Annotated in this window: 20 protein-coding genes; 13 read left to right on the forward strand and 7 right to left on the reverse strand. The window is 49.8% G+C overall.

The annotated features are described in order from the left end of the window. Nucleotides 1–269: 269 nt before the first annotated feature. Entirely contained in the window at nt 270–1,889 is a 1,620-nt protein-coding gene (gene nhaB, locus FMR86_RS06760; RefSeq protein ID WP_163350333.1) for a sodium/proton antiporter NhaB, read from the reverse strand. A 444-nt stretch (nt 1,890–2,333) separates the two neighbouring features. Between nhaB and FMR86_RS06765 the strand changes: the two genes are divergently transcribed. From FMR86_RS06765 to FMR86_RS06775, 3 genes are all read left to right on the forward strand, one after another. Continuing rightward, entirely contained in the window at nt 2,334–2,531 is a 198-nt protein-coding gene (locus FMR86_RS06765) for a hypothetical protein (RefSeq protein WP_163350334.1), read from the forward strand. A gap of 29 nt (nt 2,532–2,560) precedes the next feature. Further along, nucleotides 2,561–3,691, forward strand: coding sequence for a hypothetical protein (locus FMR86_RS06770; protein WP_163350335.1), 1,131 nt, complete (start codon nt 2,561–2,563; stop codon nt 3,689–3,691). 189 nt (nt 3,692–3,880) lie between these two features. After that, nucleotides 3,881–6,046 carry an EAL domain-containing protein gene (locus FMR86_RS06775; RefSeq protein ID WP_163350336.1) on the forward strand — a complete coding sequence of 722 codons (2,166 nt, stop codon included), beginning with the start codon at nt 3,881–3,883 and terminating at the stop codon, nt 6,044–6,046. A gap of 93 nt (nt 6,047–6,139) precedes the next feature. Here the strand turns inward: FMR86_RS06775 and FMR86_RS06780 are convergent, their stop codons facing one another. Continuing rightward, nucleotides 6,140–6,436, reverse strand: coding sequence for a YciI family protein (locus tag FMR86_RS06780; protein WP_163350337.1), 297 nt, complete (start codon nt 6,434–6,436; stop codon nt 6,140–6,142). Between the two features lie 144 nt (nt 6,437–6,580). Here FMR86_RS06780 and FMR86_RS06785 point away from each other — a divergent pair, with 144 nt between their 5' ends. Both FMR86_RS06785 and FMR86_RS06790 read left to right on the forward strand, forming a co-directional pair. Continuing rightward, nucleotides 6,581–6,910, forward strand: coding sequence for an STAS domain-containing protein (locus FMR86_RS06785; RefSeq protein WP_163350338.1), 330 nt, complete (start codon nt 6,581–6,583; stop codon nt 6,908–6,910). Between the two features lie 93 nt (nt 6,911–7,003). Next, the gene (locus FMR86_RS06790; protein ID WP_163350339.1) at nt 7,004–7,498 is read left to right on the forward strand and encodes a YajQ family cyclic di-GMP-binding protein; all 495 of its coding nucleotides are present in this window, start codon (nt 7,004–7,006) and stop codon (nt 7,496–7,498) included. A gap of 158 nt (nt 7,499–7,656) precedes the next feature. On the opposite strand, the gene FMR86_RS06795 is transcribed toward FMR86_RS06790, so the two are convergent. Then, on the reverse strand, nt 7,657–8,133 hold the full coding sequence (locus FMR86_RS06795) for a hypothetical protein (protein WP_163350340.1): 477 nt from the start codon (nt 8,131–8,133) through the stop codon (nt 7,657–7,659). 453 nt (nt 8,134–8,586) lie between these two features. On the opposite strand from FMR86_RS06795, the gene FMR86_RS06800 reads away from it, so the two are divergent. From FMR86_RS06800 to FMR86_RS06835, 8 genes are read left to right on the forward strand one after another with little or no spacing between them, the layout of a single operon-like run. Beyond that, nucleotides 8,587–9,528: a hypothetical protein gene (locus tag FMR86_RS06800; protein WP_163350341.1), complete on the forward strand. Its 942-nt coding sequence runs from the start codon at nt 8,587–8,589 to the stop codon at nt 9,526–9,528. 30 nt (nt 9,529–9,558) lie between these two features. After that, nucleotides 9,559–10,665: a hypothetical protein gene (locus tag FMR86_RS06805; protein ID WP_163350342.1), complete on the forward strand. Its 1,107-nt coding sequence runs from the start codon at nt 9,559–9,561 to the stop codon at nt 10,663–10,665. A 14-nt stretch (nt 10,666–10,679) separates the two neighbouring features. Continuing rightward, a complete protein-coding gene (locus tag FMR86_RS06810) occupies nt 10,680–11,885 on the forward strand; it encodes an S-layer homology domain-containing protein (protein WP_163350343.1) in 1,206 nt (401 codons plus the stop codon). 14 nt (nt 11,886–11,899) lie between these two features. Further along, on the forward strand, nt 11,900–12,889 hold the full coding sequence (locus FMR86_RS06815) for a hypothetical protein (protein WP_163350344.1): 990 nt from the start codon (nt 11,900–11,902) through the stop codon (nt 12,887–12,889). 18 nt (nt 12,890–12,907) lie between these two features. Beyond that, nucleotides 12,908–15,091 (forward strand): AsmA-like C-terminal region-containing protein, encoded by a 2,184-nt coding sequence (locus FMR86_RS06820; protein WP_163350345.1) that lies wholly within the window; start codon nt 12,908–12,910, stop codon nt 15,089–15,091. 2 nt (nt 15,092–15,093) lie between these two features. After that, the gene (locus tag FMR86_RS06825) at nt 15,094–17,547 is read left to right on the forward strand and encodes a right-handed parallel beta-helix repeat-containing protein (RefSeq protein WP_163350346.1); all 2,454 of its coding nucleotides are present in this window, start codon (nt 15,094–15,096) and stop codon (nt 17,545–17,547) included. Then, on the forward strand, nt 17,537–19,153 hold the full coding sequence (locus tag FMR86_RS06830; RefSeq protein ID WP_163350347.1) for a SpoIID/LytB domain-containing protein: 1,617 nt from the start codon (nt 17,537–17,539) through the stop codon (nt 19,151–19,153). Before FMR86_RS06825 ends, FMR86_RS06830 begins: the two co-directional genes overlap by 11 nt. A gap of 38 nt (nt 19,154–19,191) precedes the next feature. After that, nucleotides 19,192–19,953: a tetratricopeptide repeat protein gene (locus FMR86_RS06835; RefSeq protein WP_163350348.1), complete on the forward strand. Its 762-nt coding sequence runs from the start codon at nt 19,192–19,194 to the stop codon at nt 19,951–19,953. Between the two features lie 187 nt (nt 19,954–20,140). Here FMR86_RS06835 and FMR86_RS06840 read toward each other — a convergent pair whose 3' ends face one another. Genes FMR86_RS06840 through FMR86_RS06855 form a run of 4 tightly spaced genes read right to left on the reverse strand, consistent with a single transcriptional unit; the run spans nt 20,141 to nt 25,682 of the window. Continuing rightward, nucleotides 20,141–22,087, reverse strand: coding sequence for a PEP/pyruvate-binding domain-containing protein (locus FMR86_RS06840; protein WP_163350349.1), 1,947 nt, complete (start codon nt 22,085–22,087; stop codon nt 20,141–20,143). A 39-nt stretch (nt 22,088–22,126) separates the two neighbouring features. Further along, nucleotides 22,127–24,064, reverse strand: coding sequence for an ATP-binding protein (locus FMR86_RS06845; RefSeq protein ID WP_163350350.1), 1,938 nt, complete (start codon nt 24,062–24,064; stop codon nt 22,127–22,129). Further along, nucleotides 24,061–25,005, reverse strand: coding sequence for a phosphate/phosphite/phosphonate ABC transporter substrate-binding protein (locus tag FMR86_RS06850; protein ID WP_163350351.1), 945 nt, complete (start codon nt 25,003–25,005; stop codon nt 24,061–24,063). The genes FMR86_RS06845 and FMR86_RS06850 overlap by 4 nt, the downstream gene beginning before the upstream one ends. A 50-nt stretch (nt 25,006–25,055) precedes the next feature. Then, on the reverse strand, nt 25,056–25,682 hold the full coding sequence (locus FMR86_RS06855) for a hypothetical protein (RefSeq protein ID WP_163350352.1): 627 nt from the start codon (nt 25,680–25,682) through the stop codon (nt 25,056–25,058). Nucleotides 25,683–25,841 lie beyond the last annotated feature (159 nt).

The following is a 25,841-nucleotide window of genomic DNA, read 5'->3' on the forward strand; positions in this document are numbered from 1 at the left end:
TTTTCTCCAAAATAAACACAATTTTCCCTTCTGATCCCAAATCTGACTTTGGTCGCACAAACTTGAGCTTTTCAAATTAAATCGAACGGAAGAAAGCATAATAAAACCCCGCTTTCCGAGAAAAGCGGGGTTAGTCAGCAATCTGAGCGGGTAACCTGAAATCAGGTTACCCGCTTTTTTTATTAATAATTCGGCGAAGCCTATTAAAAGGTTTTGGGATTCTTAAACCCTTTTGCAAAAGGGTTTAAGCCGCCGGAGGCATTTTTTTCTTACAAGAACCAGTCAACTGCCAGCAGACCTGCGATGGACATGGTTATGGTGTAGGGCAGTGCCAGCAGAACCATTCTGCCGTAGGAAAGCCTGATGACCGGAGCAAGGGCACTGGTCAGCAGGAACAGGAACGCAGCCTGTCCGTTGGGGGTTGCAACGGAAGGAATGTTGGTTCCGGTGTTGATGGCTACGGCCAGCTTGTCGAACTGGGTCATGGCAGCCTGAACCTGTGCGGCTGCAGCCTGAGGCAGGGTCGCGATTACGTCGGCACGCACACCGTGGGGATCGGTCAGTTTGGCCATGAGTTCCTGGCCGCTCATGCCGATACCGGGGATGGCATTAAGCAGCTGTACGAAATGCATCTTGGTTTCGGATATGTAGACAGTTGCTACGAATACGTTATCAGAGATTGCGGAGAGCACGCCGTTGGCAACGTAATAGGCCATGAGCTGTGCCTGACCCTGCATGCTGAGTACGTATGAGATGATCGGCTTGAACAGTTCCTGAGAGTGGATAACTGCTACAACGGCGAAGAATACGACCAGCAGCGCGGTAAAGGGCAGGGCCTCTTCAAATGCGGGGCCGATGCGGCTCTCTTCGATGACTCCGGTGAAAGCGGTCAAGAGTACGATGATGGAAAGACCGACAATACCGACAGCGGCGAGGTGGAATGCCAGAGCAAGAATCAGCCAGACGCCGATGGCGGCCTGAATGATAAGTCTTACTTTACCGGCCTGTCCCTGTTTTTCTTCCTGACGCATGGCTTCTTCAAAAAGGAAGGAGCGGATGTTGCCGGGCAGGGTGTGTCCGTATCCGCATATTTTGAACTGTTCCACCAGCAGGCAGGTCAGCATGCCGACTACGAATACGGGCATGGTGACGGGTGCTACGTTGACTGCAAAGGGGATAAAATGCCAGCCCATTTCGTGGCCGATGAGCAGGTTCTGAGGCTCACCGACAAGGGTGCAGACGCCGCCGAGCGCGGTACCTACCGCGCCGTGCATCATCAGGTTGCGCAGGAAGCCGCGGAACTCTTTGAGTTCTTCGCGGTTTTTTTCTTTGAGGTGCAGGTCGGAATCAAGGCTGTGGGAGCCTGCGTCTGCGCCGCTGGAAACATATTTATGGTAAACGCTGTAGAAACCGAGAGCTACAGCGATGATAACCGCGGTAACGGTCAGCGCATCAAGGAATGCTGAAAGGAATGCACCTGCAAAACAGAACAGCAGGGAGATGAGCATTTTGGAACGCACATTAACCAGAATGCGGGTGAAGGTGAACTGCAGGAAGTCCTTCATGAAGTGGATACCTGCGACCATGAAAATCAGCAGCAGGATAACTTCAAAGTTGTGGTGCGCTTCGTGGTAAATTACCTCAGGACTGGTCAGTCCGATGAATACCGCTTCTATTGCCAGCAGTCCGCCAGCCGGAAGAGGGTAGCACTTGAGTGCCATGGTCAGGGTGAAGATAAATTCCGCGATTAGGACCCAGCCCGCTACGAAAGGCCCTACGGTTGCCATGATTATGGGGTTGATGATCAGGAAGGCCAGAATAGCCAGTTTGTACCACATCGGGGCATGGCCCAGAAAGGTATTCACAAAAGTTTTCGCTAATGATTGCATAGCTTCTCTCCATTCGCTTAGATCTGTAAAACAATGAATACTGAAGATGGATCCCGGCAATCCCGTGTTTGTGGTGTGGTTTGTCTGGCTCGCGGGAAATGCGTAAAGCGTGAAGCCGGGTGGGGCACTGTCGAAGGGCCGAATTTTGGCGATGGTCCGGGGGCAGTGTCGCAGGTATCAGTATGTGAGGTGGAGGTAATTCCACTATCCTTCGGCGGGTTTTATATGCCTCTGTTGAACAGATGTCCAGTTATGAAGTGTTAAATTATAGTATTATATGATTTTCAGTTTATAAATGGGAATTATTTCACATTCAGTTGATAATGTTTGGTTTATTAATTTTGATAAGTTGGAAAAGTTGCCCTCTTTTTTTATTTAATACATGACACCTGTTTTTATCAGGTGCTATGCTGGCCGCAGAACCATCAAACAACGGGAGGTTATATGGATTTTGAAAGTTTAATAAGCTTGCTGTTGGTCGCGGTTGTTGTCTGGGTTTTGTTCCGGCTTAAGAAGAAAAAGAATCGCGGCAGCAGTCATAATCAACATAACCGCGATGATGACTATTATGATAACGACAGCCGTGATGACGATTCCGGCAGTGAAGATTCCGGTAGTGATGACTCCGGTGGCGATGATTAATCCAAGAGCTGGAATTAAGGTGGTTTCAGGTGAGAACTTATTTTTGCGTGCTTGTTTTTGTGTTTTGTTTTGCCTCTACTGCCCCGGCGTCCTCTCTTGAGGATGTCTGGGGTGAGGTGCATCCTCTTTTGTCCGATGCTGTATCCGAATTGGATCTGCGGGGGAATGTCCCGGATTCATCATGGAATCCGCTGGAAAAGGATAAAGAGAGCGTTGACGGGAAGATCAACGATCTGCTGGATGAATGTATAGAAGTGCTCGGTATTTCCGGTATGTCGGAAACCAAGGATGCCATCCGCAAGTTGCAGGAGGATTCAAAGCATTGCCGGGAGCGGGTAGCGGAGTTGAAAACCGAACGTCTGGCCGCTCCAAAGAAGGTGGAGAATTGGGAGGTCTGGAAAAAGGATGCCGCTTCTATTGATGAAGAGATTAAAGATCTTGAAATCCGTGAAGAAGAGAATGAGAGGCGGGTGGAATCGTTAATCGACAAGCTTCTTGAAGAGATGCGGGCCATTGGCATGAAAGTGGATCGTGAGCAGGTGGAAACGCTGGTTTACAGCGTTACCGGGGATGATGATGTGCGTCTGGTCTCTGTTTTTAACAATGTGAAACTGATCACCGCCGAGTTGCAGCGTCTGACTTCCGAGGCAAATGAAAATATTGAAATGGCCAAGCGGTATTACGGTATGCATACCTTGCTGCTGCGAATCCTGATTAATCTTTATGATACTTACGAACGCAGAATTAACGATGTTTATCTGGTTAAAATTGCAGATATAATCAGTAAACAGGAGGAACTGATCCAGCGGACAATTGAAAAAATAAACAGTGAACCGGCCAAATACCGGGGAATATACAAAACAAATCTCGCGGCACAGGGGCTGACTGTACGTACAGCCAGAAAGTATGCCCAGTATCTCGGCAAGAACCGGAAACGCATAGCTGATGCAAGGTCCGGAATTTATCATGAATATGAAGTGGCCCTGAATACCTATGAAACAGTGCAGGGAGCGCACAATCTCATAATCATGATGCGTGATGCCAATGCCATGCTGGACCGTATTTCGGAATTGCAGACCCCGGATCTAATCGTATTTCAGAATACTGAGATGAAGACCGAATTTCGTAAATTGACCAATAGACTTAATTCACTCGACTAGAGTTTTATAGCCTTGATCTATCATATTTTATGATGGGGGTGTTATTTTAAAAAGAATTTTGATAAGAACCTAAAATAAGTTGATTTTTGTTTTTTATTGTGTCTTTATTTGCATAAATTGATCGCGTTGAAGGTGTTTTGTGAACGAATATTCTGAAATTGGACGCAGAGGCGAAAAAGAACCGTATTTATGTGGTTGGATTCTATAAATTTGAAAATGGACCGGGTCGCTTCACTGACTTTTTTCAGGGTCTTGAAGCGAAGCCAGTTGCAGATATTCCCCCTGATTGTTGTCGGGGCTGTTTTTCTTTGTATCCTTAATCTGCCCCTTCAGAATTTTTCCGTCATCATCTCCGACCCTCTAAGAACGGTTCTGGAGGATATAGTAAACGGCACATACGGTGTTGCTGCATTGGTTCTTTTGTGCAGTATGAGTTATAATTTCGGGGTCATGCACAATAAAAACGGGTCCGGAGAGTATGCCAGTCCGAACCTTTTTGTGGTTATCGCCTTATCCTGCTTTTTTATTCTGCACGGTGATATCAACTTTGCAACTTTCAGTGAAATAGCCTCCTTGGGTAAAGGGATTGCTCAGGCTTTTTTTGTTGCCTCCCTTTCCAGCTATCTACTTCATAAATTTATTGAGCTACGCTTGCGTGTGCCCGTCTCAGGGGCCGGATACGATCTTTTTTCACGGGAGGTTCTGGCTCTTATCCCGGCCTGTGTGGCCGTGATTCTGATTTTTGCCCTGCTCAAGAAATTGATGCTTATGGCAGGGTTCACCAATTTTCATGAATTAAAACAGCATCTGATTCTTCTGGCAGTTAATTTTACAGATTCGGAGTTTTTGAACGGCCTGTTATATACTGTCAGCTCGCAGTTGTTATGGTTTTTCGGGGCTCATGGTCCAAATACCCTGTCTTTTTTTGATAGTGCTCTTTTTGCTAAAAATATGGATTTCAATATGGCGGCCATCCATGCCGGGAGTGTTCCACCGCACATATTGACCAAAGGGTTTCTCGATTGCTTCACCATGGTCGGGGGATCGGGGCTGACCTTAAGCCTGATCATTGCTATTCTGCTGAAAGGAAGTGATTCTGGTGTCAGAAGAATTTCCATGTTTGCTCTGCTGGTTTGTATTTTTAATGTGAATGAGCCTCTGCTTTTCGGTATCCCGCTGATCCTTAATCCCATTTACGCAATTCCGTTTATCCTTACCCCGGTGCTGACTTACTGCATTGCCTACGCTGTGACCTTGGCCGGGCTTGTCCCTGTGATTACCAATGCGGTGCATTGGACAACTCCTGCGCTTTTAAATGTGTACCAGGCTACAGGATCATGGTCAGGTGTGTTGTTGCAGCTTTTTGTTCTTGCTGTCGGTGTGGGAGCATATATGCCGTTTGTGGTTATTTTCGACCGGGTGGTAAAAAAGCAGTATGAGCAGGGTATGAGCGAGGTCCTTACAGCGGCGCGCAGGACTGGGGAGTACAATGGTTACAAATGCCTTGGGCTTCCCGGTTTCGAAGGTTTTGTTGCCCGTTCTTTAGCCCATGATCTTGTCAATGCTATCAGGCATGAAGAGCAGCTTTACATGGTCTATCAGCCTCAGGTGGATGTTGAGGCCGGGAGAATCATCGGTGCCGAAGCCCTTCTGCGCTGGAAACACCCTTCGTACGGGCATATCTCCCCGGAGGTAGTTGTTGCTCTTGCTGAGGATATGAACTGCATTGACCAGTTGAGTTATTTTGTTCTCAGGGAATCATGTTCGCAGCTAAGCGTCTGGCATGAGCGGTTTGGCAAGGATTTTTTTGTTTCAGTCAACTTTACGCCTTCCCTTTTTGCTGATGAGAAGCTTGACGAAAAAGTTATCAGCTGCCTGCGTGCAGCACAGGTCCCGGCAAATTGCCTTGAAATTGAAATTACGGAATCAATCGCCATGACTTCCAGTGACCGTGAGCTTGAAAATCTGAATAGACTTCGCGAGCGGGGCGTATGTATTTCTATTGATGATTTCGGTATGGGCCATACTTCGCTGCGTTATCTGCGAGAGCTTCCCATTGATAAGGTCAAGATTGACCGCTCCCTGACCTTTGGTTCCCTCAATGATGTGAATAAGCATATTGTCTCCAGTATTCTGGAGTTGTGCCGGAACATTAATATGAAAGTCGTTGTCGAGGGAGTGGAAGAGCCTGAGCAGCTGGAACAGTTGCGGGAAATGGGAGGATCTTGTTTTCAGGGATATTATTTCAGCAGGCCGTTGCCCGGAGAAGAGTGCATGTGCTTTATGGGAAATTGGGGCTGCGGGAAATTCGATCAGCTTCAAACATATTCACCAAAAGAACTGGGATGGATATGATTTTGTGAAAACAAAAAAACGGTCCGGAATGGCATTTCGGACCGTTTTTTTTATTGGTACTAATTACTTGCAATCATTGAGTGTGCAGAATTTCTATTCTGGAGTATCTTTTAAAATTTCATAGCCGTCAGCCATCATTGTGGGCGTAAAATGGATGATTTCATATTCGGCAACTCCTTCGCGCTTGAAAGGGTCTTCATTGATGATTTCATCCAGCTTTTCCAGACTAATGTTATTCGCAAGAATAACTCCTCCTGTGCGTGGAATTTTCCGGCCTGATGTAATGAAAATTCCTTCGCTATAGTATTTTTCCAGATATTCTATGTGTTCATCCAGCAAAGAATCAATGTCTTCCAAGGGCTTGATATAATTTAAATTAAGTATGTACATAGTTGTTGCTCTGTATGTTTTGGGATGATAGAAATTATTTTGTTAATTGTCTTGATACTTTTTGTAAGGATGAACTTATAGTGCGTGTGTCGAGAAGTGGCAAGTGGGGAGCGGGGTAAATTTGCAGCTGTTCAGGAGCGAAAAATGATTTTGTCTCAGGAAAGGGTCGGGGACTTTGTCATTCTGCGGGTTGGTGAAAACAGGGTTGATGCAACGAATTCAACAGCATTGCAGGAACAGGTTTCCGGTCTCGTCAGAGATGGGGAGTGCAAGTTTGTAATAGACCTTTCCTCTGTCCTTTTCATGGATTCCGGCGGGCTTGCCGGATTGATTCCGGCTGTGAACGGACTTCCTGCCGGGGGCTGTTTTTTACTGACCGGGCTGCATCCGCGTGTGGAGCAGATTTTCCGGCTTACCAAGCTCGATACCATTTTCGACATATATCCTTCCGTTGACGAGGCCCTGCTTTCCTGACCGACAGGTATGCGGGGCTTGACTATGTCTTGCCGATTGTTAGATTACAGAGCTGATTCATACCGTAATTAAAATTTTTATGGAGGATATACCATGCCGTCTTTTGATATTGTCAGCCAGATTGACGCACAGGAAGTCGATAACGCTGTGAACAATGTACTTAAAGAAGTTGATACCCGTTACGATTTTCGCGGGGTAAATACCGAGATCAACCTTAACAAAAAGACAAACACCATCAGCCTCGTGACCGGTGATGAGATGAAAATCAAGGCCGTTAAGGACATGATGATCACTCATTTTACCAGACGTAAGGTCGATCCCAGATCTCTTGATTTTGGAAAGTTTGAACCCACTTCAAACGGACAGCTCAAACAGGAAGTCAAACTTAAGGAAGGAATCGACAAGGATACCGCCAAGAAGATCGTAAAAATGATCAAGGGCACCAAAATGAAAGTGCAGGCGGCCATTCAGGATGATCAGGTCCGTGTTACCGGCAAAAAGCTGGATGACCTGCAGGCGGTAATGTCGCTGGTCAGGGAAGCCTCTGAACTCGACATGCCGTTCCAGTTCGTAAACATGAAAAAATAGTCAGACAGCCGATAAAGCACCATCTGCTGCGTTGCTGCAAAAAATGCTGAAACTCACGTATTTATATACGCGTCGTTCCAGCATTTTTTTTGCGCCTTGCATCTGGCACTTTCTCGACTGTCTGACGAGATATAATCCGGGGCATGTTCCGGATTTTTTTATTCATATCCGTTTTTCTTACAGTACTCCTCGTAACTGACCACTGTTTCCATTATTTCCCGGCAGGTATGTTCGCCCTGCCTGCGGACCAGCTCCGGGGCGGCGTTGCTGGCAATCAACCGATCCAGCTCCACTTTTTCCGGGTAATCGTCAAGGCACTCTTCCTCCACTGTCAGCTTGTCCGGCTGCACTTCCGCCTTTTCCTGAATGCGGTGGTCAATGGAGCTGCACAGATGGTTCAGGGCCGCGATTACCAGTTCCCTTTCGCCTTCTTCATCCAGTTTACTGAAAAGCAGGTGCAGTCTGTCCAGCGGATTACGCTGATGGTCTTCATGGCGGGGCGATGAGCAGTAGCGGTTGATCTGGCTCTGTCCCCGTGAAAAAATTTTCTGCATACAGGTTGGACCCAGCACATCGCGGGAGCACTGCATCATTTCCCATGTCAGTGTAGCATTATTTGTTTTTTTAGGTTTCATGTTAAAATACTTTTGTTTTCAGCTCGGTTAGGTCAAGTCTTATAGATGCGGTCATGCGGTTTTAGAAAGCGTGGGTTGCACGGGCCTATTTTTCCCCTCGCTTTTCATTTCCGATGGTTTCAATATAAAAACCGTGGATAAATATTGTTAGCATGTGTTATACATAAAACAGTGTGTTTTTCAATCTTGGCCCGCGCAGGCTGCTGGAGCAACGGAGGTCATGAAATGCGAAAAGATAAATATAACATTCAGGAATGTCTTTATTTTTCTAAACTGGTTTGACTCATGTCTGCGATTGTTTTATTATTTCAAGGTTATTCTTTAAATCAGTCGTCTACTTGAGGTGATTTGCCGGAATAAATTCAAATTATGTTGCATAAGTTGTGTAATATAATATAGTTATAAATGAGTGTTAAGTTAAATTAAGTAACCACCTATTTTAAGGAGAGTGACATGAGGAAAACAGTACTGCTTCTCATCGCCATAGTCTGCTTTTTTGTAGCACCTTCCATGGCGCTTGCTACCGATCTGCCCAGGGTTATGATTGTCGGGGAAGATGCCGATCCTGATACCGTCCCCCGTAATTCAAGGGTTTTTAAACGGGTTCTCAACGCCATTTCCAATGAGATGGTCAATCTCGGTTTTGACGTGAAAGATGAAACCGCACTGACCCACATGACCCATGTTCAGGGCCGCACCAGACGTAACGATGCTGAGCTTATCCAGATCGCCAAGGATGCCGGTATCGACGTGCTCTGCATTTTCAGCATTTATCCCAATGCCAAGACCAACCAGAACAGCGTTAGGGTTACCGCCCGCGTAGAAGGCCGCCTCCTTTCCGTATGGGACGGTTCCAGAATGGGTAATTTTGAATCCGAACCCCAGCAGTACCAGCTTGTTCCCAGACCCTATAGCCGTAACGACGTTCTCGAAGCAGTCGGCAAGCTCTCCAAGATTATCGGTTCCGATGTAGGCGCAGTACTCGCTGACCGCCTTGACCAGTATCATCCTGAAGGCGGCAGCTACTCTGACGGCGGCGGTTCCGGTTCAGGTGGCGGCGGTGGTTCCGGTATCGGTTCCGGCGGACGTTTGCTTGAATGGACCCTTATTTTCGACGGTTTCAGCGATGACGATATGCTCGACGTTGAAGATTACATCACCATCTTTACCGGTTACGACAGCCACCGTCCCAAGTCCAACGCCCTGAACACTTCTTCCCACCACGAATTGTGGTACAAGTCCTCCATTGATTCAGCACACCTGAAGCGCAATATGGTGCGCATGCTCAGAAAGCTGAACATGAAGGGACGTGTCTACATTTCCGGTAACGAAGTGAAGATCGTTAAGCAGCACCGCGTTAAGCAGCGCAGAAAGCAGAGCAACAGTGAGTGGTAAGCGTTACTGCTCTAAAAAAATGAGGTCTCTATGTCCTTGGTAAAACTGTACTCTCAGGTGGTTGCTGTATCGCTTGCAATATTGCTGGCCGCCTCCACGGCATTTGCCGTGGAGGCCACCGGCGAAGGAATTGACCGCCATCAGGCACTCAATTCAGCTTTGCGTACTGCGGTTGAAATGCAGATAGGCACGGCAGTGGCGTCTGATTCCCTTGTGGAGTCCGGGGTGCTGGTCCGTGACGAGATTGCCACCCATTCAAAAGGGTATGTCACTTCCTACAAGGTGTTGCAGGAAGGAGCCACCGCTGACGGCTATCTGATCACCATTGATGCCGTGGTCGACAGTAAACTTCTTTATTCCGACTACACCACCCTTGCCATCCTGCAGAAAATGTCCGGTCTGCCGAGACTGCTCATTTTCGGTTCCGGGGCCGGATTTAATTCTGTTCCGCCGCAATCCATGAAGGAATTGGTACACGCTGTTTCACGTACTTTCGGGAAAAAATTCCAGTTTGAGGTAATCGACTGGCCCATGTCCCGTGCCAAGTTCAGTGAGATTGAAGGTTCCATGAACCTCAGGAAGGCTGCAAAGTTCAATAGTCTGCTTAAGGCTGATTACGTTGTAACTGTGGAGCTTGAACTGCCCAAGGCGGCAAACCCGGTTATGCACCTGACCTGTGTGCGTATTTCCGACGGTCAGAAGATCGGTGAGGTGCGCAGGCCGGTTGAAAAATATGTCAGCCTTTCCGGAAAACCTGCTGAAGTCTACAGCAGGGCTGTGGACGCAGCCGGGCCTGAAGCCTACTGGGCTTCGGTTCGCATTGCCCGTGAGTTGCTGGAAAGCATGGAAGCCGAACTGGATCGCGGCAAGGGATTCCGCTACACGCTGACCTTCCTCGGTTTTCCGGAGTTGCCGCAGGTCTGCGCGGCCCTTGAGGATGTGCCCGGTTTTGTGCGCAAGGAAATCAAGCGTCAGAACGGCATGAACATGGAAGTGAGCTACTGGTCAACTCTGCGTGCTGAGAATCTGCTCAAGCGGGTCCGCACCGCGCTTCATGATGTAGGTGTGGAAAAATTCCAGTCCAAAATGGACGGCAGGAATCTAAAGTTTCGCTGGCAGAATCCAGAAGGATTTTAAAGGAGGATAACCGGATGAAAAAATATTTAATATTTCTAACGGGTCTGCTTTTGATTCTCTCCCTTGCCGGGTGCGGAAAAAAAGTGAAACCCATGTCCATTGAAGACAACCCGGCCCATCATTATCTGATGGGTATGGAGCTCATTGATCAGGGCATGCCTGAAAAGGCCATGGGCCGTTTTGAACGGGCTGTAGCCCTTGATGATGAATTCGCGCCCGCCATCGCAGGCAAGGCCCTTGTTTACGCCATGCGTGCCGAAAGCGAAAGCGATGAAGAGTACAGCGCAGTAGATGCTGAACGGGCCATTGACCAGTTTGACAAGGCCGTGCGTGAAGCAAGGCGTGACCGTTCCCATAAATTCAGTGTCTACGTGACCGGAATTCGGGTTTATTCCCACATAGCCACCCGCGGCTGGCTGCAGAGGGCGGAAGACCTCTACGCTGATGCTAAGCTGATGATCAAATATGTAGTGGAAGAGGACCTTCCTTACTACCGCCAGACCGAGGCCGTTCATTATTTCATGGGCGAAGCCTATTTTAAGGGCGGCGAATTCCGCAAAGCCGAAGATGTTCTCGGCGTGGTGCTTTCCGCCTCTCCGGGCAAGTGGCATGACAAGGCCAACGCCTTGTATAACCGGGCCCAGAAAATCCTGCGGGCCATGAGCAACTATACCCTGACCGATGTCGCCAAGCAGATTGCGGTCAAGGAAGAAGTGGACCGCGCCGATGTTGCCGCACTGCTGGTGGACGAACTCCATCTGGACAGGCTTTTTGCCGGACGTATTCCCGTGCCCGGAAACAACAAAAAGGCCGAGTTTACTCCTGCCGATGTCGTCGGGCATATGTTTGAGCCGGAAATCATGACCGTCCTTAAGTGGAATGTGCGCGGTCTTGAGCCGACCTATGATGAACAGACCCGCGCTTATCTCTTCCATCCCCAAAAGCCCATGACCCGCAAGGAGCTGGCTTTTGTGTTGGAAGATGTGCTCATCAAGCTGACCGGGGATGAATCCATGTCCACCCAGCATATGGGCCAGAAGAAGTCTCTCTACCCTGATGTGGAACCCACCGACGCATGGTACAACGCCATTGTCACCGTGGTTAATCGCAATCTCATGGAAACCGATCTGTCCGGTGCCTTCCGTCCTGACGACAACATGGACGGTGCGGATCTGATCCTTTCCCTGATGCGTCTGCGTAACATTATGAATATTTACTAACAGTGGAGGATAACGTGAAAAAATTATTGCTTGCCCTGACAGCGGTAGTGCTTTTTGCCGGCTCCGCTGTTGCCGGGGAAAAGATTCTCGAGGTTGTGAATCAGGATGAAGTGTTCCAGAAGGGATACATTCAGGTAATCGGTGAGTCCGAAGCCGGGCAGAGCCGTTACCGTGCTAAACGTGCCGCAGAAGTTGTTGCCCAGCGCAGAATGCTTGAAATTTATCAGGGATTGCGTCTCAGCGGTAAGACTACTGTGCGTGATGGAATGCTTGCCAGTGAACGTGTACGTACCACTGTTCAGGGTTCCCTGCGCGGTGCTGTCCCCTGCGGTGAATCTTTCGACCGTACTGAAGGTTATGCAAGGGTCTGCCTGCGTCTGAATCTGCACGGCCATGATTCCGTGTACAGCGCGTTTGATGAAATTATCCTCAAAGAGCCCGAAGCTCTGAAGGTTCGTGAAATTCCGGCATTCAAACCGGAAACCCTACCTGAAATCATTGCTCCTGCCGTAGAAGAGAAAAAAGAAGAGGTTGTCGCCAAGGTCGAGGAACCTGTGAAAGAAGAGGTTGCTAAGGAAGAAGTTGCTGAAAAGGCTGAAAAAGTTGAACCTCCGGTACAGACTACCGAGCCTGCTTCCGAAAAGATTCAGGCTGCAGTGGCTACCCCGGTTGACGGCATCATCGTTGATGTGCGTGAATTCGACTTCAAGCCCGCTTTGGTCAACCGCATCCTGACTGAAAAGAATGAAGTGCTCTTTGATCCTTCCAAGGTCCTCAATCAGGTCCTGATCGAAAGAGGCTGCGGAGGTTACACAACTGACCTGCAGAAGGCCCGTGCCCTGCTCGAATCATGGGGCAGCAAGTCTCCCATGGTGCTTACCGGAAAAACCGTGCAGAACGTCACTGACGCAGTGGTCAGCGTTGAAGACGCGGCTACCGTATTTGCCTATGACCAGAAGTATAACCTGCTGGCACAGGCAAGGGTAGTATTCGTACTTAAGTAATAAAAAGGCGGTGTTGCGGTGTTGCACAAAAAGGGAATTCTCATTGGCGGGACTGTAGCGGCCATTGTTTTGGTCGGTTCTTTGGTGCTGGTCAGTGTTAATTTTGTGGACGCCGTACAAAAGACGCTTTCTGATATGACCCAAATGGGGGTCGTAATGGAAGAAATTACGATTCACTACGACCCCCTTCCTTCTTTGGAGGTGACCAATCTGCGTGTGCAGAGCGGTATGGATACCGTCAGTATCCCGAAGCTGGTCATCTTTCCCGATCTCCCCAGTCTGCTTACCGGGGAAATTAAACTTCGCCATGCTATTTTGCAGGGACCGGATCTGAAAGCCCTTGCCCACCGTGAGTATCGCGGGGGCAGCTCCGGTGCGCTTGAACTCCCGGCCCTGTTTCCCGATAGAATTGATGTGCTTTCCGGCAAGGTGCAGCTGACCAATTCCTATCAGGCTGAGCCGCTTACTGTTTCCGCCAGCATGGAGAAGGAAAGCACAGGGTTCGCCTTCAACGTGCGCAGTGCTTCCATTGCCGAGTTGGGATTTAAATTTTCCGGGCGGCTGGATATGGTTTCCACCTCTCCGCTGAAGCTCAATCTTCAGGCCAGCGAATGTTCCATTGATCCGGCTTCCTTTTTGGGATTTCTGACCGGGTTCGGCTACATGGATAATTCCACCATTCCCGAACTGGCCGAGGCCGGAAAATTTCAGACTACCGACCTTGATTTCAGTGTGGACAGCGCAGCCGGAACTATGGATGTGAAGGCCGGGGGGCTGGTTCTTGATTCCACCAGCGGTAAAGGTCTTTCCCTGCAAATGGGGCAGGGCGGAACTTTTCAGGTTACCCTTGATGAAGCACAGGTGGATGCCGGGGAGCTTTACGCCATGGCCCGGAAGAGCGAACGGGGCCGCAATGCCACCCGTTCCCTGTGCGAATCCGCCAAGCTGAAATCCATCAAACCCACGGGCACTTTGATATTCAAATCTGTTTCATTGTCCTCTCCGCCCAGTTCTGTGGCCAACAAGGGGCTTTCCGGCAAGATGACCGTCAGTGCCAAGGATCTGGTGCTGGTGCTGGAATCTTTGGACGGCAGGAAGCAGGAACTCAGTATTTCCGAAATCGATGCCGACGTTGAATTAAAAGACGGCAAGCCCAAAGTCTCCGTGCGCAGTTTCAATGTTGCTTCAGCCACAGGCGGTAGCTGCAACATGCAGGCATCGCTTGCTTTTCCCTTTGATTTGAAGCAGGCCCGGTTCAAGGCCGAGGCACTGGATTTTGCCCTCTTCGATTACATTATCACCTGCGAGGCTGAAAAAAAAAATCCTTTGCGGACTGTGTTTGATACCCAGCTGAGCCACAAGGAAACACGCATTTCAGCTTCCGGGTATTTCAATACCCCGCGCAACAATCTTTCCGGCTATGAAGCGCAACTGAAATCCCTCAGTATTCGCGTTCCTGAAAAAGATGACTCTGAAGCAGGTTCTTCTGTCGGAGTTGCCGGTGCAAAAGAGAAATTCAATTTTGAATATCTGCTGGGGCAGGAGATCAGCGGCAAGGCTTCCATTCGTCGATTTTATTACAATGATTGGCCTTTCAGCGATGTCGCTGTATTCGTTCATTCAGGAGCAGAGCGCGCCTTGGTAAAGGCCAGCGGGAAACTTTTTCACCTCAATCTCAATGCCGATGTGGTGCTGACACAGGACCAGCTGGCCGCCCAGTGTAATGTGAAAGGACGCGGTACCAGCCTGCCCAGTCTGATTGCCTGTTTTGCCAAGGACCTTTCTGTATCTCTGCGCGGAAAAATTTATCTCAATGCCAATCTGTTCATGCAGGGCGGGGATGCTGATGGGCTTGTAAAGTCCGTGCGCGGTGAGGCTTCCGCTAAAATTGACGACCTGCATGTATTCAATCTTGCCAGTCTTGATCCACGTCTGGGATTTTTCATTGATCTGATGGATGCGGTTTCTGCCAATCCTGAAGGCGGAGGACAGGTTTTGAAGTTCAGCACAGCGAGGTTGCGGGCGGCCTTAAGCGGTAAGGACCTGCTCATAAATTCTTTTAATCTCAGCGGACGGCAATTGCAGGCCTGGGGAGGGGGGACATATTCCCTTGCTGATAAGCACCTGCAACTGGAAGGCGAGGTCCGTTCCGTTCTCGGTACGGTCAATTCTTTTAACGTAGATAGAAAGTTGAAGTCTTAGCCATGATTAACAAGCATAGTTCCATCATATTTTTATTGCTGGCTGGCCTGCTTCTCTCCGGTTGTTTCGGCAAGAGAACAACTCAGGCCGTGCAGTATGCAGAGGAAGAGGCTATTCCGTATAAAATCGCGGTTCTGCCTGCGGAATACATCAAGCATGCTGAGAATTCCACAGAACACAAATCCGTGCTTGTGCTTGATGATGACCGGGTGTTCGTAGCCGATATTTCCCGGGCAGCCATTACCAACCAACTGGCCGGGAAAGGTTTCATGCCCCTGCAAAAGGATGTGGTGGACAACACCCTTGCGGAATTGGGGCGCGATGAAGGCTGGCGTAAGCTCAGTGATGTGGAGTTGTGCAAGCTGCTGGGTGCTGACGGCATCGTCAAGACTGATATTTACAGCGCGGATATGATCAAAGCACTGGCCTTTGACCTTTTTCAGCTGGATGCGGAAGTGATGATGTATAACGCAGCAGGAACATTGGTGGGCAAATGGCGGGACAGTGCTTCCAAACGCCGTATTTCTGTTCCCACCGGGGTGGTCGGCCTTGCCGGAACCATAGTTGAGGAAGTTTTTTCCGATCCTATCAGGCGGCAGATGCGTATGGTGGTTTATGACTGGGCCTGGAATATGGCGCAGGTGCTGCCCGATTGTCCCAAGGGACCGAAGCTGCCCGAAGTTATCGCCGTGGATACCAACGTGGATAACCGGCTCTTCGGGGTAGGACAGAAGATTGCGGTGCGTGTTGATGCTGAACCGGGACTTAAGTGTTCTTTCGACATCGGTGATTTCAGGAAAAATATCCCGCTGCCCCAGACTGCGCAGGGCGTTTACGAAGGATTTTACGTGGTCCGCGAGGGCGATAAATCCGCAAACGAGACTTTGATGGTCCGCATGCGCAAGGCTAACGGCGTGGACAGGCTCTGGCCTGAATCCGGTTCTCTGATCACTCTCGACGGCCAATTGCCTCCGGTTGTTAAGACAGTAGAATTCCAGACCGGACGCGATGGTATTCAGCTGTTCTGGGAAGTTCCTGCTGCAACTGATCTGGATGAATTTGTAATCGAAAAGGGTGCCGAGCCGGTTGGCGAATATGAAGTGGTTTCCCGGACCCGTACTCCGGAATTTGTTGATCCCGACGTAATGCAGGGAAACACTGTGTTTTACCGGGTGCGCATTAAGGATAAGGCAGGAAACATGTCACCCTTGAACGGGGTGACTGAAGTTATCATGCCTCAGTTTGATGAACGTGAGCTTTTCGGCGAGCTTTCCGGTGTGCTGGTCAAAGGAAATTACCGCATTGCATTTCCGGTGACTGTGCCGGAAGGTGTGGAATTTTCCATTCAGTTCGGCACAAAGATCCGTTTTGAAGATAAGGGACGTATTGATGTCTCAGGTTCTTTTCAGGCCCTTGGTGAAATAAGTTCTCCGGTTCGGCTGGAATCAAATTCCACTGAGGGAATAAAGATCCTGCCCGGCGGCAAGGCAGTACTTTCCCAGTGCGAATTCAGCGGGTTCAGCAAGGCTGTTACCGCAGCCGGGGGATATGCGGAACTGCGCTCTTCTTCGTTCAGCGGCGGTGAGTATGCTGTGGCGGTTACAAAAACGGGTAACTATGATTTTCAGGGTTTGCGTATAAATGATGTCCGGCAGGGCTTGCTGCTCAGTGCCGGAAACGGAACTGTGCTGCGCTCCAGCATCAATAATTGCACGCGGGGGATTGTCTTTAGCGGTGGCAATGCCGAAATCAAGGACAACAACCTTTTTGATAATAAAATCAATTTGCTGTCTTCTACAAAACTGGTGGTCAGCGATAATTTTTTCGGGACAGCCTCAAGGGATCATTTGAATATCAAAGGTGATATTCTGGTCAAATCCATTCTGGATGCCCCCTACCCGCACGGGCGCAGGATAATTCTGGTGGACGATCAGGACATCACGCCGGAAGAGCTGGAAAAGAAATTTGCGAAGCTTAAGGAACAGGGCGTCAGTGCTTTTCACAGCCAGCATTACGGGGATGCCTATCAGGCTTTGAATCAGGCCCTTAAGATGAAAGATGACCGGGATGTTTATCTCTATCTTTCTTACACCCTGCTTGCTTTGGGGGATGACCTTGCTTTGTCCGAAACCATGAGCGAGGGCATTTCAAAATTCCCTTATGATGTGCGTCTGCACCAGCTTTATGTACGCTACCTGCTGAACAAGGGTGACCTCAGGCAGGCCCGGCAGGTTCTTGATAAAGCTCTTTTGCTCAGTCCGGCGGACAGCAATCTGCTTTACATGAAGGACTATCTTGATCATCTCGCAGCTCCCGCTGACTCTTCCGTAGAGCCGGAAACGGCACCGGAGCAGAAAGATGACGAAAAGCAGGTTGAAGCCATGCCTGTAAAAGAAAAGCCGGAAGCGGAAAATTCTGGTGCAGTAAAACCGGAGGACAATAAAGATGAACAATAAATTTAGCCATATATACAAATTTTTTCTTGCCATTCTGGTTGCTATGCTGCTGGTCCCGTCCGGAGCACAGGCCCGCAAGTATTCGCCCATCGAACTGGAAGATCAGGCTCAGGCCCAGTGGCATATTAATTACGCCAGCTATCTCATTGATATAGGTAAATATTTCGAGGCCCTTGAACAATATGATACAGCTGTGGATTATTCCCCGGTGGCTAAGACTCGGGTCAACGCCATGTTCGGCAAGGCCATGGTTCTGTCCACTTTTCTGGATGCCCCGGAAAAGGCTGCCGATGTCTACCGCATGGTAGGCCGTAATTACCCGGATTATGCGGATACCGCCCTTTATCGGCTGGGATTTCTCTATTACCAGATGAACCGTTATGACCGGGCCAAAAATGTTTTCCGTCAATACCTGCGCTATTTTCCTAAAGGTAAGTTCAAGTTTCAGGCCGAAGCAGTGGTTTCTGCCATGCGGGCCAAACAGGAACAGAAGCCTGAACAGAAACCGGACCAGAAGCCCGAAGAAAAACCATCCCAAAAGATTCCTGAAAAGATCGGCAAAGAGCCTTCGCTGCGGGTTTGTCTGAGTCGCAAGGTTAAGTCTCTTACCGTAACCACCGGAACCGGCAAGGATAAGATTTGCACTGACGAGCTTGGTTGCGGGCGTAAGTACAAGGTAGGCATGTCCGGCAAGCGTCTGACTTTGGACGGCAAGGTGGTTTCCGCCACGCGTATCAAGTTCAAGTCCAATGGAGCACTTAAGGTCAGCTATGGTTCCGAGACCAAGAAGGTGCGCGGGATCATCGATGTAAGCATCCGTAAAGGCAAGCTGCTGATCCTCAATCTGGTGGATATCGAAGATTACCTGCGTTCTGTGGTTCCGGCGGAATCATACGCTTCATGGCCCGCCGAAACCCTGAAGGCTCAGGCCGTGGCCGCGCGGACCTATGCCTATTACCAGAAGTTGCACCGCACCCATCTTTTCTACGATGTCTACGCCGATACCTACGACCAGATGTACGCGGGCGTGGATCGCGAGGACAAACGCACTGACAAGGCGGTGAAGCAGACCAGCGGACATGTGCTGTTATATAAGGATAAACCCATACTTTCGCAGTATACGGCCAACAGCGGCGGATTCACTGCCGACGCCAAGGCTATTTTCGGTGCCGGAAAGGCGTATCTTGTTGCCCATAAGGACCCGGCCAGCCTGAAGGGCAAGATGGCTTCTTGGACCAAGAAGTACAGCCGCAAGGATATTGAAGCCAAGTTGAAAAAGATCGGTATTTCCGTGCCCGGTATCCGTTCCATAACTGCACTGGAAAAAGGGCCCTCCGGCAGGATCGTCAAGGTGCGTATCAAGTACAAGTCCGGTTATCGCGATCTGCGTACCCGGACCACTTTGGGCAGTTCACGTGTCTTGAAATTACCTGATATTCTCCTGCGAATTGACAAAAAGGGAGATTATTATACATTTAAAGGCCGTGGCTGGGGTCACGGTGTTGGCTATTCGCAATGGGGAGCTGCGGAGCTTGGCAAGACCAGGAAGTATGACCATATTTTGAAATTCTACTATCCCGGCAGCAGTATCAAGCGGCTATGGTAGAGCTGCAAATAAGCTGCAATTGATAGATAAGGCCCTTAATGAATAGAACAGAAAGAATTATCTGGCTGATTTGTGTGGTACTGACCCTGACCGTCATGTGCGGTATTATTGAATGCCGGGCAGATACGGCTTCGCAGGGAGTGCCGGTTGTCCCGACTGTGCTGGAATCCGAAGTTTCCTGCGGAAGAATGGGGCAGGAGTTGATTGACCGCGGGGATTACGAACTTGCGGTTTCCAGCCTTGAACAAAGCTTGAAGAGTCATCCCCGCTCGGACTGGCTGTACAGCCTGCTCGGGCGGGCTTATTTTAAAATGGGTGATCTGGAACTGGCCGAGGCTCAGTTTCGTATGGCTTTGGATATCAACAAGAATAATCCGGCAGCCAAGCGCATGGTTCTTGAAATGCGCAAAACGCAGGATCTGCTCAGGGACCGCGATGTAAGTGAGTGGATCAATATCGCCAAGGAAAGGGCGGCCGATCTGGTGACGCTGGTAATCGGTGTCTGGCTTGGTACCTTGCTTTCCGGCATTTCAGGCCGTTTTTATTCCCATTTCGTGCGTACCAGCTTCCGTAAAGCCCTTGCCAAGAAAGATTTCGACTATGTAACCGATATATTGGAAGATCTGCAGATAAAACGCGAGAAAGCCCAGTTGCGTATGCGTTTACGTGAGCTTTTGAAAGAATATGATCTTGAGGAAGCCAAGGAAATGATCATCGAATACGTGGATGACCGCGAAATCGAAGACAAGCTGGTTCATTTTCTGGTCCAGATTCACAAGAAATCTCAGGTGAAAAGTTAATTTTGTAACGTCCTAGATCATATGCAGCGAAGCTTAATAAAAGGTTTTGGGATTCTTGCACTAGCCCTTAGGTGAGCGGCTTCCGCGAGTCTTAGGGATAGCGACAGTGGAACAAACCCTTTTGCAAAAGGGTTTAAGCCGCCGGAGGCGAAATCCTTTAATCCAAAAGCGCGATAGCGCATCAAAATTACCCCAGCCCTGAAATAAAGCGTGCTGCAATCTGATCCGCGTCTTCGTTATCCGCCACTACCGGATGGTGGGTGGCGATGTGGGCGATTAGATGTCCTGTTGTTGCCAGCAGTTTTTGAACTTCCGGTTCCCTTCCTTGTCTGAAAATACCTTCAATCATATCACCCTGATGGGTGGTGGCGAATCCTTGTGATTCCAGTGTGGTTCTTATGAATCTGATTCGGGCAATGCGCTGGGCCGGGCTTCCGTCGCCGCCTTTGAAGCGGAAATGGATATGGTTGTAGCGGGCATCTGGATCGCAGACCGCGTCCACTTCGGTGAGGTCTTTTTCCGATTTCAGGGTGATGTTCATGTAGGTCCGGGAAAGAATGGCGTATCCGTCAATCCTGTTTTCCCCTTCCCAGCCGGTCCGGTCCGCGCCAAGGCCGAACCAGAGAGCCCACATGGGGGCGGATTTGATGTCGTCCGGCGAAATATCCATTTTGCCTGCAGCGGTTGAGAATAACCCGTCAGCAAGGTTGAGCAGGGTGATGTCAATGGGCTGGCGGGCCTTCAAGTGTTTGGCTCCGTCAATTCCAAGTCCTTTTTTGCTGACCAGCGAGAACATTTCCTCAATTCCCTTTTCATTGGCAAAGCGCACCAGATCGTACATGGAGCGGCTTTTTTCCGGCAGGAACATCTCCGTGTTGCGCGGGGAAATATTCAGGCTGGCAATGTAGGAGAGTGCCTGCTTGATGCGTACGGTCTCCTTTTCTCCCTTGAAAGGGTAGGAACGGGCCGATGTGATCATGACCCGGTTGCGCCGGTCGGTTACCCAGTAACATTTCTGGGGCAACCCGAACAATTCTTCAGCTTTTCTGCCCATGGCGGAGATTGTTTTTGCCGAATGGGTGGAAAGCGGAGATTGCTCCGGCTTGGAGAGAATGCGTTGCTTTTCCCGTCTGGAAACCAGATAAGGGGTGGTCGAGTTTTTGCTGAATATGGCGGAGCATCCGTGCTCCCTGTCCTTGGGCGGAAGGTCCGATGACTCGTGCAGGGTTTCAAGCACACCTGAATCGTGGATGTCCTTATAGGGCTGGATAATGATCGAAGCCGGGCTTTCGCGGTCCGCGTATCCGGATTCGATGCGGGCTTTGATGGATTCCGCTGAAAATTTACAGGTGGCTGCTTTTTTCCATGCTTCAACAATATCCTGAGCAGCTACCGGGGAAATAGTACACCAGCTTTCGGGCAGTCCGTAGAGACTTCCTTCGGGGGTTGAGGATGCGGTCAGGGTCAGGTTACCGCTGCCTCGTGAGGTCTCAAGGGCCGCGATTTCAATTTCATTGGCGATTGCTTCGGGCATTTTGCCCTGCATGAAGCGGTCGGTGATGGTGCGCGAAATCTGGCTAAGATCTGAGATATTCGTGGTAACCGCCGATTCAAGAATCTCATCTATGGCGATGCGCAGGTTGTTGGCCTCGATATAGTAGTTATACACATCGGAACCGATGACCATGCCGTCCAGAACCGGAACTCCCGCTTTTTTCAGTCTCGCGAGGTCGGCGGCACAGGCTCCGGCCTTGAATTCATAGTCGATGGCATCATCAAGGGTGAAGGTAAAAGGCTTTGAGATTTCCGGGTCCGGTACAGTGACCGCCATGCGCACGTAGAAATTGATCTTGTTGTAGTAGTCCATGATGTCCATGAACCGTACCGGGTTCATGTCCTGCAGATGTTCGAGCATGGTCCGGATATTAATACCCAGATCGGCGGCCTGTTTTTCCACATAGGCCCAGTCGGTTACGGTCAGGCCGAAGCCGATATCTTCAATGTGTGAAATGGATTTGAGGCATTCCTCTTCCAGTTCCATGAGTTTCCTGAAAGAATTATATCTTCGCCGGAGCAGCCGTCCCGGCGGAAATGTCTCGTACGTCCAGTGGCTGAATACGTGTCGAAATCTCATAATAGTTCATCATATCAAACAGTAGCGTATAAAGAAACCCTACAGTTGCTCTTCTTCCGAAAGCTCATCAAGGGGCAGGGTTACTTTGAATAATGTTCCCGGGCCTGATTTTGCCGGGAGCTCAAGCGTGTTGCGCAGGCTGCGCGGCAGCGGGCTGACTGCCTCAATAGTCCCGCCGTGGTCCTTGATGATACCGAAGGATACCGACAGTCCCAGTCCTGTCCCCTTGCCAACCGGCTTGGTGGAGTAGAAGGGATCGAAGATGGCATTGATGTTTTTAGCCTCAACGCCGTGCCCGGTATCGGCAAAGATGGCGGTAATGGTCATGGATGCGGTATCCAGCTGGGTTGAAATATGGATGTTTCCCTTTTCGTCGATTGCTTCCAGTGCGTTGGAAAGCAGGTTCAGCCAGACCTGTTTCAGCTTTTCCGGGTCCCCGTGAATGATGGGGAAACGGTCGTCCAGCTCCGTTGAAATGCGGACCTGTTCCAGCTTGAAAGTATGGCTGACCAGCTGCACCACTTCCAGAATGGAGTTGTTGAAACACATGGTGATCTTCTCGCTCTCATTCTGGCGGGAAAATCCGAGCAGGTCGGCTACGATCTTGCGGCAGACCCGGGTTTGCTTTTCGATGATGGACATGTCTTTGGCTATCTGGTCTTCGGGATCAAGGTCTTCCTGTAACAGCTGTGCGTAACCGAGTATTATTCCCAGGGGGGTGTTGATTTCGTGTGCCACGCCTCCGGCAAGTTTGCCGATGGATTCCATTTTCTGGGATTGGATCAGCTGGGCCTGATAACTTTTAAGCTCGGTAATTTCGCGCGAGGTGGAGAGTACCCCGATGATATTGTTGCTTTGGCCGTGTACCGGAACACGGATGGTATGGAACCAGCGGGGCGGAGAGTCGTCCGTTTCCGGTTCGCGGGTTTCCTTGTTTACCGGACGTCCGGTTTCCAGAACCACCCGAGCCTCTTCCATGCGTGCGGCGGCAGTCTCTTCCGGATATATCTCAGCATCAGTCAGGCCGATGATTTCTTCTTCGCTGCGGCCCAGATGTTCGGCATAGGTTTTGTTCACCGCAAGGTAGGTCAGCTGCGGCCCCAGCAGGGATACAAAGTCCGGGGAAACATTGATGATGGTCTTGAGCAATTCTTTCTGCCGGGTCAGGTCGGCCTCTGTGATCTGCAGGTCTTCAATGTGGCAGGCAAGGCTCATGCCCATGGCATCAAAGGTTTCGGTCAGTTCCTGAATCTCATCGCCTTTGGGCGGGTTGCTGACGATTCTTTTGAATTTGTCAGTAATGTTTTCGTCTTTATTTTCATCCTTGCGCAGGCCGGGGCCCAGATGGGTGGTGACAATATCCTCGGCATGTTTCTGCAGCGATCCCAGCCGCAGGGTCAGCTGCCGGGCAAACTGGGTGGAGATGAGCACCGCCAGCAGCAGCACCGCTCCGGTCAGGACCATGATGGCAAAGATGAGGTTCTGGACCACGGCATGTATCCCGGACCTTGAAAGGCCGATGCGGACCATGCCCAGCTTCTTGTCACTTAGAAATATAGGTGCGGCAAAGTCAAAAAGTCTGCTTTTTCCGGTATCAACGGTCACCACGCTGATTTTATTGCCCACGCTTTCATTGGCTTCTTTCAATTGTACCGGGAAGCCGTCACTGAAAGTGTTGGCAAGAACCCGGTTCTGTTCGTCCATGATGAAGGCGTATTCAATTTCACTGTCTGCTTTTTTCAACTCATTGACCATTGATCCGAGGTTGAGCAGGTCTACAGAAAGGAGAGGGTTTTCCGCGCGCAGGGCCAGATTTCCAGCCAGCACTTCGCCCCGTTTTCTCGATTGTTCAATAAGTGCGTCCGAGGACATGCGGATGACGAATATGGCAATAAGCAGCGAGGTAAAAGCCACAATCAGGGTCAGACCGAGATTGATTTTGGTCCTGAATTTCAAGCGGGAGAATAAATCCGTCATTTTACCCCTCCTTCATCCAGTCCCAACATTTTCGTAAGTCTGCGTACAGAATCATAATCGCTGTCTTCTGCCGGGATAATGCCGCGCATTCCGGCCTGATAAAGAATGGAAGCCTGATCCGGGTTGTCCATGGACATGGAGAACATACTGTATTTGATTTTATTAACCACCTTTTCGGAAAGCCCTTTACGTGCGGCATAGACCCAGCCCGGAAAAGATTCTGTTTCCGCAATGATTCTTATTTTATCAATGTTGATTTTGTCCCGGACCACGTTCAGGGTGCCTTCGCGGATGGAGGCGAAATCATATTTTCCGGCATAGACGGCCAGTACGGCTTTTTCCTGCTTGCCGCCCGGACCGGGGGCAAATGAAATTTCCTTGAATTCAGATTCCTTGATTCCATGTTTGAGAAACAGGCCCAGCGGAAAGAGGTAGCCTCCGGCGGAAAGCGGGTCCACGGCAATCCATGTTTTGCCGATGCAGTCTTTGAGCCTTGTAATAGCCCGGTTGTCTTTGCGGGTGATGATCTGGCCCCGGAAAGTGGGGCTGCCGGAAGGTTCGATGATTCTTGCAAAAGCACGGGCACCGCTTCTGGCGATTTCCACGTAGGTCATGGGGTTGGAAAAGGAAATGTCGATTTCACCGTTTTCCACCATGCGGCGGTGCTCTTCAAAGGTGTCGGGGAAAACCTGCCGGATGGTGAATCCTGATTCGCGGGACAGGTAATCAATCAGTTTACTGTGACGCAGGTAGGATACTTTATGTGAATATTGAGGCAGGTAGGCGTAAGTTATGGCCGGTCTCGGTTCGGGGACGCGGACTTCTTCGCGGATGGACATGTCCACGTGAACAATTGTTTCTTCCGGCTGCGATCCGAAGAAGTACAAGGCGGCCCCGGCCAGAAGAAGTATCGCAGGAAGAGTATATCTGAGCTTGAACATGAATTCTCCGCTGAAAGGGGAAGCTGTGCTGCGGAGAAGTTCTTGCGGAATTAAGCTTTGCTTTCAAGCCCGGCAGGGGCGTCAGGAGCATCCTTTAATTCAGGCTCCTGCGTCAGCTCATCCCAAGAAGTCATCTCTCCGGCTTTTATAGCGTCTTCCGCTCTCATGTCGTCTATTTTTTTCAGAACCGGTATGTATGATCTTACCTTAGAAAAGCCGTAGCGTACAATAATATATGATAAAATAAAAACAAAGGAGTAGCCGAGCCCGAATTCAATATAAGGCACTGTGTGGATATCGATTCCGGCAAAGCGGGATTGCAGCCAGCCCATGGCAAAAGGCACAGGCCAGAGCGAAACTGCAAAAAGCGCGGCATGGGAAAAGAAGACTTTCCCGAAATATTCATTGGCCCATTTGTTGGCGGATTTGAAGGTTTCTTTTTTCTTGTGGCGGATCGCTTCAATGGAAATATTATTCATGCGGGTCATCTTGCGGTTCAAATCAGTGTAATATTCCCGGTTCCAGATATAAATCAGGCTCATGGAAATTTCCCCGGCAAGGGTACACCACAAAGCCATAATCGCAGTACCCAACCAGAAAGCCGCAAGGCTGGGCAGGCCGATACGATAAGGTGCAATAAGCAGATTGTCGATTACGGGATATATTGATTCAAACATAAATGCCTCCGGCGGCCCTGCCGGGAGCCTTAAACCCTTTTCCAAAAGGGTTTAAGAATCCCAAAACGTTTTAGTAAGCTTCGCATCCAATCACGATTAGACGCGGGTTGATTTGTTGTTAGCTTTAGCTCCAGCTTTGGTCCCCAGCGGCGAAGCCTT

The organism is Desulfovibrio sp. JC010 (assembly GCF_010470675.1).
In the GTDB taxonomy this organism is placed as follows: domain Bacteria; phylum Desulfobacterota; class Desulfovibrionia; order Desulfovibrionales; family Desulfovibrionaceae; genus Maridesulfovibrio.

Bases quoted from the DNA above. Each gene is read 5' to 3' on its own strand.
- nhaB (WP_163350333.1), bottom strand. From the start codon at position 1,889: ATGCAATCATTAGCGAAAACTTTTGTGAATACCTTTCTGGGCCATGCC.
- FMR86_RS06765 (WP_163350334.1), top strand. From the start codon at position 2,334: ATGGATTTTGAAAGTTTAATAAGCTTGCTGTTGGTCGCGGTTGTTGTC.
- FMR86_RS06775 (WP_163350336.1), top strand. From the start codon at position 3,881: ATGTGGTTGGATTCTATAAATTTGAAAATGGACCGGGTCGCTTCACTG.
- FMR86_RS06780 (WP_163350337.1), bottom strand. From the start codon at position 6,436: ATGTACATACTTAATTTAAATTATATCAAGCCCTTGGAAGACATTGAT.
- FMR86_RS06785 (WP_163350338.1), top strand. From the start codon at position 6,581: ATGATTTTGTCTCAGGAAAGGGTCGGGGACTTTGTCATTCTGCGGGTT.
- FMR86_RS06790 (WP_163350339.1), top strand. From the start codon at position 7,004: ATGCCGTCTTTTGATATTGTCAGCCAGATTGACGCACAGGAAGTCGAT.
- FMR86_RS06795 (WP_163350340.1), bottom strand. From the start codon at position 8,133: ATGAAACCTAAAAAAACAAATAATGCTACACTGACATGGGAAATGATG.
- FMR86_RS06800 (WP_163350341.1), top strand. From the start codon at position 8,587: ATGAGGAAAACAGTACTGCTTCTCATCGCCATAGTCTGCTTTTTTGTA.
- FMR86_RS06805 (WP_163350342.1), top strand. From the start codon at position 9,559: ATGTCCTTGGTAAAACTGTACTCTCAGGTGGTTGCTGTATCGCTTGCA.
- FMR86_RS06810 (WP_163350343.1), top strand. From the start codon at position 10,680: ATGAAAAAATATTTAATATTTCTAACGGGTCTGCTTTTGATTCTCTCC.
- FMR86_RS06825 (WP_163350346.1), top strand. From the start codon at position 15,094: ATGATTAACAAGCATAGTTCCATCATATTTTTATTGCTGGCTGGCCTG.
- FMR86_RS06830 (WP_163350347.1), top strand. From the start codon at position 17,537: ATGAACAATAAATTTAGCCATATATACAAATTTTTTCTTGCCATTCTG.
- FMR86_RS06835 (WP_163350348.1), top strand. From the start codon at position 19,192: ATGAATAGAACAGAAAGAATTATCTGGCTGATTTGTGTGGTACTGACC.
- FMR86_RS06840 (WP_163350349.1), bottom strand. From the start codon at position 22,087: ATGAGATTTCGACACGTATTCAGCCACTGGACGTACGAGACATTTCCG.
- FMR86_RS06845 (WP_163350350.1), bottom strand. From the start codon at position 24,064: ATGACGGATTTATTCTCCCGCTTGAAATTCAGGACCAAAATCAATCTC.
- FMR86_RS06850 (WP_163350351.1), bottom strand. From the start codon at position 25,005: ATGTTCAAGCTCAGATATACTCTTCCTGCGATACTTCTTCTGGCCGGG.
- FMR86_RS06855 (WP_163350352.1), bottom strand. From the start codon at position 25,682: ATGTTTGAATCAATATATCCCGTAATCGACAATCTGCTTATTGCACCT.